Genomic DNA, 12064 nt, shown 5'->3' with positions numbered 1-12064 from the left:
CTCCGCTCCACGACATGGATGCCAATTGTCCGCGACGAACGCATCGGAGCGGGAGACTGGCTGACGCAACTGAGCCAGCTCCCGCAGGCCGGTTCTAACGCGAGACGGACAGGACGATTTTGCCAGTCGCTTTGCGAGCTTCGATGAGCTCATGGGCCTGTCGCGCTTCGGAGAGCGGCAGAATACTGGACGGCTGCAGGTGAACAGCGCCACTCTCAACGAGACGGATCGCAGCTTCGGCCGCCTGATACCAGCGATCTGGATGCTTGGCGGCGAGGCCACTGATTGTGTAGCCGAGAACGCCCTTTGCGCCGAACCACAGATCGAATGCCGAGATTTTGGCGGCCTCAGAAGCAGATGCATTGCCGAAATAGGCCACGCGCCCCATGGGCTTCAGAACGCTGAGCGAGCGAATGAGCGTTTCCCCGCCGAGGCTTTCAAGCACGATGTCGACGCCCGCTCGGTCGGTATGGTCACCAACGACATTGTCGAACTCTTGATGAAGCAGGACCACGTCACAACCTGCGTTCAAGGCAGCCTCGCGTTTGGCGGCAGATCCAACCACGCCGATGACCTTGGCAGCACCCAGGGCTTTCGCATACTGCGCGGCAAGTGTTCCAACGCCGCCGGCTGCAGCCTGAATAAGGACGGTGTCGCCTCGTCGGATTCGCGCGACATCAGCAAGGAGCTGGTAAGCGGTCACGGCCGCGCAGGGGAAGCCGGCGCCTTCTTCGAACGACAGGACCCGCTCCGGGCGCCGTAGTGAGATGGCAAGCCTTGCATCGACCACCACGCGTTCCGCATAGCCGTTCAAGGATCGCCCCGGAGACCAGGAAAAGGCCGCAACGGGCTCCCCCAACGCAAACCTCCCCACATTCGCACCAAGCTCGGCGACGACACCAGCAACTTCAAGTCCCGGAACAGCAATGGGATCCCCGCCAAGCGCGCCTCTGCGATGCATGATTTCGGCGAAATTGACGCCAGCGGCGCGCACATCGATGGCGATTTGTCCCGGTTGAGGCCGGGGTTCATCCACATCGACGAGAGATAATTGTTCGGGGCCGCCAAAGGCACGAAACTGGATAGCTTTCATCATTCACCTCATGTGTTTTCCACGCGACGAGGTTAGATGAGGTCGTCAGATCGATAACTCGGTGTCGCGACATGACATCGGTGACGCGGGTTCATGAATCACCTGGGCTTGGTTGCGGGAGACCCGTAACAGGCACGAATCCCCGGGCGACCTGATTGTTGATTCTCGATCATGAGACAGATGTTCGTCGTCGCAATAGTCACTTGCCAATCTGGACCTCATATTCGGGCAGGCAAGATGCATGAAGATCTTGATCCAGTTGCGGAGATGAACGGATGACTACGAGGAGACCCCTTCGGCGCTGTGCCGTGATCGCTGTTCTGATGTCGATCAATCTCATGGGAATACAAAAAGCGATTGCGGCCTATCAGGCCCCTATCAATGACACCGGCGTTCGGGTCGTCGCTGTTTTGAAAGCCAAGCCAGGCCTGGAAGACGATACAAAGAAAGCGCTTCTATCCGTAGCGCAGGAATCACGCAGGGAAGACGGCTGTATACACTACGAAATCAACCAGCCCGCGGATGACCCGAGCGTGTTTGTCTTTTATGAGGTCTGGCGCTCCCGCGGAGACCTGAACGCTCATTTTGAGAAGCCCTACTTCAAGGCGGTTGCGGATCGGCTTGGCGCGCTCCTGATTCAGCCAGCCGATCTGAAAATACTTGAGCCGATCAAGCCTTGATCTGGCGCGCAGAAGAACGTATCAGGTCTGGCGTCCTGTCGTCTCGATCCTGACCATACCAGGCAAGCATCAGTTGCGTGGTCGCGCAATTGATGCTGCCGCGCTGTTAGAAAAATGTGAGAAGCAGCGCTGCTTGCCGCAATCGCGGAGGCAAGGCACTTCTGATCCTGCAGCAACCGACCCTTGCAGGCGACCGCGCAAAATAGACAGGCACAGCACCACCGCAAAGCGCCTCTTGCCATCGCTGACGAGGAGCACGGCCTTTTCGGGGCCGCCCGATTGCGGCCCCGGCCAGAGTATGTCCCCTATGGAGGAAAGCGACGGACGGGAAGCCGTGAAAAGCGAGCAGCTGTGATTTCGCACCTCACTTAGGGCGTGAACCCATAAATTCGCCCGAGTGGAGAATTTACGAGAGTCCGCTTTCATCCGAAAGCCGCCGTCAGTGGCTGCAGTTCAATCTGTCGCGATGGGCCAGAAGCTAACATCACGCGTTAAGGCAGCGAATCGACGGGATGGTTGCCAAGTGTCCTTAAAGACGCCCGCAGGGAACGAGATTATCGATGATAGCCCGCGCCAAGCGCGCAGTGCCCCTGGCGCTCTCCAGCGCTCCGCGAGCTTTTCTCTCTTTTTCCTGAAGCTGCCTCTGCACACTCAGCAAAGCTTCGATGCTGCTCTTTTCAGTTAAGTCTCTGCGGGCTGCCTGAAGCTGGTTGTTAAGGTCGGTCAGCGCGTCCGCGACAGTCTTCGCCTTGGCTTGCAGGTCAGCGATTTTTCTGCCCAGATCATCGATAAGTGGATTGGCTGCGTCGGGAACCCAGACTGGCCCCCCGATCGGGATGTCTTGGCATTTTCCGAAAATTGGATCGCACACTCTTTTTTTCGGGATTATAAAGTGGCCGCCCGGAGTTGGAATCTGATTCAGTTGGATCGTGAGGTCGTTGATCTGCGCAGACAACTGGGCGTGTTGTGTCGCGAGATCTGTGACGCCTTTGTCAAGGTTGGAGACTTTCTCGGCCGCCTTCCGCATCTCGGCGGGCTGATTGGCGATCACGCTGTCGTGCAGCTCCAGTGCCCGGGACGCCTCGTTCAGCAGCCTCTCTGAAGTCGTCTCCCCGAGCGTAAACGGCGCCAGGAAATTCGTCGGCGAGAGGTCGCTAAATTTGAGACAGCTCGGATTTCCCGGCCCGCAGTCGCTGGTGAAAAGGGTCTTGATCTGATCGAGCAGGTCTTTCGTGTTATTGCTTGAGTCCGTCATACTGACGTCGGGGTGGCGCGCATTCTCGAAATTGTCGATGTACTTGGCGAGCGGGTGCGTTGGCGCCTCGCCCGCAAGATGGTCTTTCATCGCCTGCTTGATGCCGCCCTCGGGGTATCGCGCGTGCAGCATCTTCCACCAGTCGGCGACCGCAGAGTCCGCAGCGGCAGAGTGGTTGCGGGACATTTGATACGTGAGCACTTGGATCCAGCCCAGCAGCCAGGGATCGCTTCCTGCCTCCTTACCTTTTATCGTTGCTTTTGTTGCGTCGATCAGGAGTGTCGCGGCCCATACCGCGAATTCGTCTGGCGTAGGAGGCGTCTGTCCGTCGGCGATTTTCCAATGCGTGATCAGCGCCGGATACCGGCCCATCCAGGAGGCGTTGGTATAAGTGCCGGGGTGCGTATTATTGTAATTATATAGAATGCTCGTGCATTGCCGCACCTTGTCGGCGAACGGCCCGAAATTTTCAAGATTCAGGCCAACAACCGTTGCACCCGATGGTTGGTCGGGACCTTTTCCATAGACCAGAATATCGTGCGCGACGTTGTGATATTCGCAAATCCCGGCCAGCGCTCCAAGACCCCAGTAGTCGTCGTGAGCAGTCATAACTCCAGACTGCGAGGGGCTGCGATTGAACAGACCCGGCTTTACGCTGCTTTTCTTGAGCGCCCCGGCGATCTTATCTTTGTGGTAGCTCATTCCTCTCAGTTGCATCGTAACGCAGGCATAAGCGGTATAGAGCAGCGGGTTGTTGGTGCCGCCGTCTTTCATCTTCTTGCTGTGAATGAGCCCATCGGGATCCGTATACCAGTCCCAATGGTCTTCGTCTGGAGGCGTTGGGGGAGGCTCACTGCTGGCCCAGCTTTTTCTCAGTGTCGCGGTGCGCACCTGCGGAGCATTGCCCGGAACAAAGAAGCCGAAACTACCGGCCTTGTCGTCGCAAGGCTGTCCTACCTCAAGGGGCGATATGAGCTGTCTCCAGTCCTCGGTCTCGCCTTTGCGCGTCCCCGACGTATAGGTGCAGATCGTGGTGTGGCCCGGCGTGACGGGGCGCACGCCGAAGTCATCCTTGTTCTTCATCAGGTACGCGGAGCGTGCCTGCGGGGCACTGGGCGAAATGAAAAACCCGAGGCTTCCGTACCCGTCGCCGCACACCGATCCGACCGGGACCTGCGCCATCCACCCTGCCCGGTCTTCAGCCTGGCCTGTGCGCGGCCCCGATACGTACAGGCAGACGCTGGTCAGGCCTGGTGTCCACAGAGGACCCGATCTGACCAGACCGTGGTTCAGCGGGTCGAGTTGTCGAACCGCCGTGCTTGCCTGGGGGGCGCTTTGCGGAATGAAGAGCCCGACGTTTCCCGCCCCATCGCTGCACGGCCAACCGATCTCAACCGGCCTCATCTCATCTTTCCAGTTTTCGGTCTGACCGAGGCGCGGCCCCGACGTGAAGTGGCATATGGTGGTTTGTTCTTGACTGGAGGCTGCGTCAGAAATCGCAAAGACGAAACAGATACTTGCCAGGATTCTGAGAAACACGGCAACGCTCCATCTTTCGCATCGGCACTGCATACCAATGCAACAATATGACCAGCAAAAAGCCCTCAAGCAGGTTCATGAGCGCGCCTTAACGACCGAACTTCTCCTGCGCGCGCAATGCAAACGGAAGTGAAGCGAAAGCCCCCCCCTCAAAGAGGTTGAGAAACTTCCGACAGTTCATGCGAGTGCTAGAAATGAAATCGATGAGCGTTCGGATGCTACAAACTGAAATAAAAGTTACGACAACAGGACGATTGGAAAACGCAATTTTGCGAGAATGACTCTATTTCATACAGCTTGCAACAATGTTGAAGCAAAATAGCTCGCCGCTGACTGTTCGCGTCATTCTCGACTGTATCTCCTAACATCGGCGCAAAGGCGGACACGGCGAGAGATCCAAGAAGCGCGGCTAAACTTCTCTATCTTTGGTCCTCACGCGGGTCGCCGGACGTCAACGATACGAAGCAGGTGACTGGCAAGCATCACTTGCTCGCGCGCTTCGACCGGGTCATTGAGGTTCACCGTCCGGTGTGAATGGGGATTCCTGCACGGGCCTATCGCACCAGCAAGCAGGTGCGCCAGGGCCTCGCGCTCACCTGGCCGCCATCGCTGGCGGAGCTCCTTTGTATTTCGGGTAGGCGACCTCCTCCCGATTGGGGAACATTCTTGTAGGGAGCCAACTATGCCCGCGGCTGCTCCCTACGAAAGACGGGGACGTATTAGCAGCGGACATACTATGGTCGGTGCCGCACTCAGTCCCAGCTCAGCGCGCCGCCGTTCTGGTACTCGATCACGCGGGTCTCGAAGAAGTTCTTCTCCTTCTTGAGATCCATCGCCTCGGACATCCACGGGAACGGATTATCGGCTTGCGCGAACACCGGCGCGAGGCCGAGCTGGGCGCAGCGGCGGTTGGCGATGAAGTGCATGTACTGCTCGCACAGCGCCGCGTTGAGGCCGAGGAAGCCGCGCGGCATGGTGTCCCGGCCATAGGCAGCTTCGAGCTGGGCAGCGTCATGCAGCATCTGGCGCGCCTCCTCCTGGAACGCCTTGGTCCACAGCTGCGGATTCTCGATCTTGATCTGGTTGATGACGTCGATGCCGAAGTTCAGGTGGATCGATTCGTCGCGCAGGATGTACTGGTACTGCTCGGCGATGCCGACCATCTTGTTGCGCCGGCCCAGCGACAGGATCTGGGCGAAACCGGTGTAGAACCACATGCCCTCGAACACCACGTAGAATGCGATGAGGTCGCGCAGGAACGCCTGGTCCCTCTCCAGCGTACCCGTGGTGAACGACGGATTGTCGACGTTCTGTGTGTGCTTGAGCGCCCACGCCGCCTTGTCGGTGATCGAGGGCACCTCGCGGTACATGTTGAACAGCTCGCCCTCGTCGAGGCCGAGGCTCTCCACGATATATTGGAAGGTGTGGGTGTGCACCGCCTCCTCGAACGCCTGGCGCAGCAGATACTGCCGGCACTCCGGATTGGTGAGATGACGGTAGATCGCGAGCACGATGTTGTTGGCGACCAGCGACTCGGACGCAGCGAAGAAGCCGAGGTTGCGCTTGATCATGCGCCGCTCGTCCTCGGTGAGGCCGTCGCGCGACTTCCACAGCGCGATGTCGGCCTGCATCGAGACTTCGGTCGGCATCCAGTGGTTGTTGCAGCCGGCGAGATATTTCTCCCACGCCCACTTGTACTTCAGCGGCAGCAGCTGGTTGACGTCGGCACGCGAGTTGATCATCGCCTTGTCGTCGACGCGCACGCGACCGCCGCTGCGGTCGATGACGCGGTCAGACGGCGCGGCAGCGGCCTCCGCCGGCGCGGTGCGCCCGGCGAACGCCGGATGGATGGGCGCCGCAGGCGGCGGCGAAGCGGGATCGGACCAGTCGAGCATGGTGAAGTGTCCTGAGAATTCGGGTACGGAGGCGCGGCCATCTCTGCGTCATGCGCGGGCTTGACCCGTGCATCCATCCTGAGAGCCGCCGCCTGGCAATGAGCTGGATGGCCGGGTCAAGCCCGGCCATGACGAAAGAGAAACGTCCTTACTGACATGCCTCGCAGTCCGGATCGTTGATCGAGCAGGCCAGCGGCTGCGGCAGCAGGATCGGCTCCGCCGCCTCCACCACCCGGGCGGTGACGGCGTTGAGCTTGCCGTCGGTGCCCTTCAGCGTCGACTTCTCGACATGGGTGGCGCTGCGCGAACGCAGGTAATAGGTGGTCTTCAGGCCGCGCTCCCAGGCAAGACGATAGAGCTGGTCGAGTTTCCGGCCCGACGGATTGGCGATGTAGAGATTGAGCGACTGCGCCTGGTCGATCCACTTCTGGCGCCGCGCCGCGGCCTCGATCAGCCAGGAGGTGTCGATCTCGAACGCCGTGGCATAGAGCGCCTTGAGATCGTCGGGCACGCGATCGATCTGACCGACGCTGCCGTCGAAGTATTTGAGGTCGGAGATCATCACCTCGTCCCACAGCCCGCGCGCCTTGAGGTCGTGCACCAGCGCGGCGTTCACCACCGTGAAGTCGCCGGACATGTTCGACTTGACGTAGAGGTTCTGGTAGGCGGGCTCGATCGACTGCGCCACGCCGCAGATGTTGGAGATCGTCGCCGTCGGCGCGATCGCCATCACGTTGGAGTTACGCATGCCGACCTTCTGCACACGGGCGCGCAGCGGCTCCCAGTCGAGGGTCGTCGACTGGTCGAGGGCGACGCCGCCGCGCGCCGCCGACAGATGCGAGATCGAATCGACCGGCAGGATGCCGCGGCTCCAAAGCGAGCCGTCGAACGAAGCGTAGCGGCCACGCTCGGCAGCAAGATCGGCCGATGCCGAGATGGCATGGAAGCTCAGCGCCTCCATGCTGGTGTCGGCGAACGCCACGGCCTCGTCGGAGGCGTAGGCCAGCCGCAGGGTCTGCAGCGCGTCATGGAAGCCCATCAGGCCGAGGCCGACCGGGCGGTGCTGCAGGTTGGAGCGGCGCGCTTCCGGGATGGTGTAGAAATTGACGTCGATGACGTTGTCGAGCATGCGCACCGCGGTCTTCACCGTGCGGGCGAGCTTGGCCTGGTCGAGGCCCTGCGCGGTGACGTGAGCGGCGAGGTTGACCGAGCCAAGGTTGCACACCGCGACCTCGGTATCCGAGGTGTTGAGGGTGATCTCGGTGCACAGGTTCGAGGAATGCACGACGCCGATGTGGTTCTGCGGCGAGCGGATGTTGCAGGGATCCTTGAAGGTGATCCAGGGATGGCCGGTCTCGAACAGCATGGTCAGCATGCGCCGCCACAGGTCGACCGCGCGCAGGGTCTTGGACACGCGCATCTCGCCGCGCGCGGCCTTGGCCTCATAAGCCTCGTAAGCCACGGCGAACGCCGGGCCATAGAGATCGTGCAGGTCTGGCGTTTCGTCGGGCGAGAACAGTGTCCACGGACCATCGCTCGCGACACGCTGCATGAACAGATCAGGCACCCAGTTGGCGGTGTTCATGTCATGGGTGCGGCGGCGGTCGTCGCCGGTGTTCTTGCGCAGGTCGAGGAATTCCTCGATGTCGACATGCCAGGTTTCGAGATAGGCGCACACCGCGCCCTTGCGCTTGCCGCCCTGGTTGACCGCGATCGCGGTGTCGTTAGCGACCTTCAAGAATGGCACCACGCCCTGGCTCTCGCCATTGGTGCCCTTGATGTGGGCGCCGAGGCCGCGCACCCGCGTCCAGTCGTTGCCGAGGCCGCCGGAATATTTCGCCAGCAGCGCATTGTCCTTGATCGACTTGAAGATGCCGTCGAGGTCATCAGCCACCGTGGTGAGGAAGCACGACGACAGCTGCGGCCGCAGCGTGCCGGCATTGAACAGCGTCGGGGTCGAGGCCATGAAGTCGAACGACGACAACAGATCGTAGAATTCGATGGCGCGCGCCTCGCGGTCGATCTCGCGCACCGCGACGCCCATGGCGACGCGCATGAAGAACGCCTGCGGCAGCTCGAAGCGGGTGCCGCCGGCATGCAGAAAGTAGCGGTCGTACAGCGTCTGAAGGCCCAGGAACTGGAACTGGTGGTCACGCTCGGGCCTCAGCGCCGCCGCAAGGCGGCCGAGATCGAAGCGGCGCAGCTCGGGGTCGAGCAGCTCGTGGCTGATGCCGGTGTCGATGTAGGCCTTGAAATAGTCGGCGTAGAGGCCGGCCATGTCGGCCTGGCTCGCCTGCTGGTCGCGCTTGAACACGAAGCTCAGCGCCTCGCGGCGCAGCGCGTCCAGCAGCAGCCGCGCGCTGACATAGGCGTAGTTCGGCTCCTGCTCGATCAGGGTGCGCGCGGCCATCACCTGGGCCTGCGCCAGCTCCTCCGCGGTCATGCCGTCATAGAGGTTGCGGCGCGCCTCGCTCAGCACCGGCACTGTCGCGACGCCGTCGAGGCCGTCGCAAGCCTCCGTCAGCACGCGCTCCAGCCGCGCCTCGTCGAGCGGACGCAGCGCGCCGTCACGGCCCTTGACGCGCAGCGCCGGCGCGGCGGGCGCGGTCTCGGTCACGCCGGCGTCGCGGCGCGCCTTCGCGCGCTCCTCGCGATAGAGCACATAGGCGCGCGCCGCCTTGTGGTGGCCGCCGCGCATCAGCGACAGCTCAACCTGGTCCTGGATGTCCTCGATGTGGAGCGCGCGCTGCGAATCGACGCGGCGCGTCAGCGCGGAGACGACCTGCGCGGTCAGCTCCTCGACGATCTCATGCACCCGGCGCGACGCCGCGGCGGCATGGCCCTCGACCGCGAGGAACGCCTTGGTCATGGCCACGGCGATCTTGCCGGCCTCGAACGGGCTGACACTGCCGTTGCGGCGGATGACATGGAAGGCCGGCGCGGACGGCGACACGCCGGCTGCGCGCGGCACCGGCAGCGACGGCAGATGACCATTGGTAATGGCTTCGGCAGACAAGGACATTCGGCAACCCCTTTTTCGATCTTGTTTCGATCTTGGGGCTTGGGCCGAGGGGACGCTGCGTCAGGGCGGCGGACCTTGCGGCCAGCCGTCAGCGAGCGGCCACCGGGACACCCCGCCCGTGGACGTTGTTCACTGTCACAGGCAGGTCTCCTGGCTTCGGGTCATCGCTTCGGTCCGCCTTCCCGGAACTCCCTCGCGGAAGCATCCAGTGGCTGGTGGGACCGAGACTCGCCGTTACAGTTGCGGGGGCAGCACCGGCCTTGCGCCGACCAGATCCCTGATCGGCGCGCACCGGTTTCCCTCTTAGCTTCCGAAGATTGTGATCCCGAAAGAACCGTGACCACTACATCTGGTATGAAGACTCGATTCGGGTCAATAGAGCTGGGAGGTTTTTTGCAAACCGCAGAATAGCGGGGATGGTCCGTGCCCCGCCGGCCCCGCAACCCGCGCCGAGCGGGCGGGCGATCGCCGCGCCTTACGCTTTCGGCGGCTCCGGGTTGTAGAAGAAACGTTCGCGGAAGATGCGATCGCCGCGCCATTCCTGCAGGGCGACTTCGTCCACCCGGCGGACATGGCCGTCATGGTCGGTCAGCTCGAACACCCAGTGGATCGCCACGCGGTCGCCCTCGACCACGGACGCCATCGCCTTCGAATCAATATGGCGCATGCGCGCCAGCACCCCGCGCTCGCGTTCGACCAGGACATCGCGCCCGACACGCGGCGGAGCGGCATTCTCCTGCATGCTGGCATCTTCGGTATAGTAGCGCTCGATGGCGCCGGCGTGATCGCCGCTTTCGACCACTGCAATGAACTCATCGACGCGCGCACGTGACGGCATGATATTTCCCCAACTGAAAAACGGTTCCCCGCATGCAAGATAGGCGGCGCTGGCATGTTCTCAAGAACCGACCGCTTCAAAAGCCGCGCGGCATGCGATAAAGCGCTCTTCCACGCCGCTCGCGGACCACAATCACCACCGCTTCGACCATGCCGAACAATCTTCGCTACGACTATGTCGGTCATCGCTGGCTGCTCGAAGGCGCCGACTGGATCGGCCGCCGGCCCGACGGGCTGGAGCTGCATTATCACGACGAGGTGCAGGTGTCGGTGGTGTGGAACGGGCATCGCGACTTCCGCGTCGGCCGTCATCCGTTGCAGCTCGCCCCTGGGCAGATGCTGCTGGTGCCGCAGCGGCGCGCGCACCGCGCGCTGCCATCGCTGCGCGGCGAGCTGCGCTCCACCGAGTTTTTCCTCAAGGCCGAAAGCCTGCCCGACGCCACGCGGCAGCTGTTGCTCGCGAGCGACTACCTCGTCGCCGACGAGCCGAGCCTGTTGCAGGCGCAACCCGACGACGTCGGCGACATGATCGTGGGATGGGTGCGCGACGGCGCGCCGCCGCCGCGCTGGCACGGGCCGCGCGCCCGCACCGGCGTCGATTCCGAACTGCTGGATGCCGCCACGCGCTACGCCAGCATCACCGAGGCGGCCCGCGCGCTGTCGTGCAGCCGCGAGGGCTTCATCCGCGCCTTCGCGCGGCATGCCGGCATGACGCCCCACGCCTACAGGATCAATGAGCGGCTGAATCGCGGACGCGACATGCTGCGCCGGCGCGAAAGCATCTCGGACACCGCCTACGCCACCGGCTTCAGCGACCAGAGCCATTTCGGCCGCCTGTTCCTGCGCTATTTCGGCGCCACGCCGGGCCAGTTCCGCGCCGCGCACGCGCCGAACTGAGCGATCACTTTCGTTCTAGAGCCCTCCTGCCCGCCGTGGTCCAACACCGGCGGAGGCCGACATGACGTTTTCCGAAATCACCCTGCTCACGACCGCGGGATTTGCCGCCGGCGTGCTGAACGCGATCGCCGGCGGCGGCACCATTTTCACGTTCTCCGCCCTGCTTGCGGTCGGCGTCCCGCCGGTAGCAGCGAACGCCACCAGCGCAACCGCGGTGGTGCTCGGCTCGGTGGCCTCGGCCGTCGCGTATCGCCGCGAGATCGCGGCCGCGTTCCGCAAACTACTGCCGCTGTGCGTGATCTCCATGCTCGGCGGCGGCATCGGCGCGGCGCTGCTGCTGTGGTCCGGCGACCGCACCTTCCGCGCGCTGGTGCCCTGGCTGCTGCTGTTCGCGACGCTGCTGTTCGCCGGCGCACGGCAGCTGCAGAAGGTGGTGCAGGCCCGCGCCGCCTTGAAGGCGAACGCCACACAAACCGACCTCGCCTTGCCGGCGCAGGGCCTGGTCTCGATCTATGGCGGCTATTTCGGCGCGGGCATGGGCGTGATGATGCTGGCCTCGCTGTCGCTGTCGCGCGACAGCGACTATCACGCGGTGAACGCGGCGAAGAACCTGCTGTCGATCGTGCTGCAGGCGGTCGCGGCTGTCGTGTTCCTGATGTCGGGCATCGTCGATCTGAAGCTCAGCCTGCTGATCGCGGTCGCCAGCATCGTCGGCGGCTGGAGCGGGGTCGTGGTCGCCCGCCGCGTGCCCGAAGCCGTGGTGCGCGGCGCCGTCATCGTCAGCGGCCTTACACTGTCGCTCTGGTACTTCGTGACCTGACGGCCGGCCGCGCGCCCCGCCCGGCT

The 12064-nt window shown here is 62.8% G+C and carries 9 protein-coding genes and 1 riboswitch; of the genes, 3 read left to right on the top strand and 6 right to left on the bottom strand.

What is annotated here, in order from left to right:
- Nucleotides 1–94 precede the first annotated feature (94 nt).
- On the bottom strand, nt 95–1093 hold the full coding sequence (locus AB4Z37_RS10280; protein WP_441516627.1) for a quinone oxidoreductase family protein: 999 nt from the start codon (nt 1091–1093) through the stop codon (nt 95–97).
- Between the two features lie 308 nt (nt 1094–1401).
- Here AB4Z37_RS10280 and AB4Z37_RS10275 point away from each other — a divergent pair, with 308 nt between their 5' ends.
- Nucleotides 1402–1773, top strand: coding sequence for a putative quinol monooxygenase (locus AB4Z37_RS10275; protein ID WP_441516626.1), 372 nt, complete (start codon nt 1402–1404; stop codon nt 1771–1773).
- A gap of 529 nt (nt 1774–2302) precedes the next feature.
- Here AB4Z37_RS10275 and AB4Z37_RS10270 read toward each other — a convergent pair.
- The 5 genes from AB4Z37_RS10270 to AB4Z37_RS10250 form a co-directional block, all read right to left on the bottom strand.
- On the bottom strand, nt 2303–4567 hold the full coding sequence (locus AB4Z37_RS10270; protein WP_441516625.1) for a hypothetical protein: 2265 nt from the start codon (nt 4565–4567) through the stop codon (nt 2303–2305).
- 432 nt (nt 4568–4999) lie between these two features.
- Nucleotides 5000–5221 (bottom strand): TIGR02391 family protein, encoded by a 222-nt coding sequence (locus AB4Z37_RS10265; protein WP_441516763.1) that lies wholly within the window; start codon nt 5219–5221, stop codon nt 5000–5002.
- A 98-nt stretch (nt 5222–5319) separates the two neighbouring features.
- Entirely contained in the window at nt 5320–6462 is a 1143-nt protein-coding gene (locus tag AB4Z37_RS10260) for a ribonucleotide-diphosphate reductase subunit beta (protein WP_441516624.1), read from the bottom strand.
- A 148-nt stretch (nt 6463–6610) separates the two neighbouring features.
- The gene (locus AB4Z37_RS10255; protein ID WP_441516623.1) at nt 6611–9484 is read right to left on the bottom strand and encodes a ribonucleoside-diphosphate reductase subunit alpha; all 2874 of its coding nucleotides are present in this window, start codon (nt 9482–9484) and stop codon (nt 6611–6613) included.
- Nucleotides 9485–9606: 122 nt separating this feature from the next.
- A riboswitch (cobalamin riboswitch) is annotated at nt 9607–9838 on the bottom strand.
- A 121-nt stretch (nt 9839–9959) separates the two neighbouring features.
- A complete protein-coding gene (locus tag AB4Z37_RS10250) occupies nt 9960–10322 on the bottom strand; it encodes a nuclear transport factor 2 family protein (RefSeq protein ID WP_441516622.1) in 363 nt (120 codons plus the stop codon).
- 149 nt (nt 10323–10471) lie between these two features.
- Here AB4Z37_RS10250 and AB4Z37_RS10245 point away from each other — a divergent pair, with 149 nt between their 5' ends.
- Both AB4Z37_RS10245 and AB4Z37_RS10240 read left to right on the top strand, forming a co-directional pair.
- A complete protein-coding gene (locus AB4Z37_RS10245; protein ID WP_441516621.1) occupies nt 10472–11218 on the top strand; it encodes a helix-turn-helix domain-containing protein in 747 nt (248 codons plus the stop codon).
- Nucleotides 11219–11279: 61 nt separating this feature from the next.
- Nucleotides 11280–12038 carry a sulfite exporter TauE/SafE family protein gene (locus AB4Z37_RS10240; RefSeq protein WP_441516620.1) on the top strand — a complete coding sequence of 253 codons (759 nt, stop codon included), beginning with the start codon at nt 11280–11282 and terminating at the stop codon, nt 12036–12038.
- Nucleotides 12039–12064: the final 26 nt, after the last annotated feature.

This window comes from Bradyrhizobium sp. 2TAF24 (assembly GCF_052115025.1).
GTDB lineage: Bacteria > Pseudomonadota > Alphaproteobacteria > Rhizobiales > Xanthobacteraceae > Bradyrhizobium_A.
The sequence above is the reverse complement of the archived record's forward strand: the minus strand, read 5'-3'. Positions and strand labels throughout refer to the sequence as shown.

What these genes read in the sequence shown, in the direction of transcription:
- AB4Z37_RS10240 (WP_441516620.1), top strand. Translation starts at nt 11,280, where the DNA reads ATGACGTTTTCCGAAATCACCCTGCTCACGACCGCGGGATTTGCCGCC.
- AB4Z37_RS10255 (WP_441516623.1), bottom strand. Translation starts at nt 9,484, where the DNA reads ATGTCCTTGTCTGCCGAAGCCATTACCAATGGTCATCTGCCGTCGCTG.
- AB4Z37_RS10280 (WP_441516627.1), bottom strand. Translation starts at nt 1,093, where the DNA reads ATGAAAGCTATCCAGTTTCGTGCCTTTGGCGGCCCCGAACAATTATCT.
- AB4Z37_RS10250 (WP_441516622.1), bottom strand. Translation starts at nt 10,322, where the DNA reads ATGCCGTCACGTGCGCGCGTCGATGAGTTCATTGCAGTGGTCGAAAGC.
- AB4Z37_RS10260 (WP_441516624.1), bottom strand. Translation starts at nt 6,462, where the DNA reads ATGCTCGACTGGTCCGATCCCGCTTCGCCGCCGCCTGCGGCGCCCATC.
- AB4Z37_RS10245 (WP_441516621.1), top strand. Translation starts at nt 10,472, where the DNA reads ATGCCGAACAATCTTCGCTACGACTATGTCGGTCATCGCTGGCTGCTC.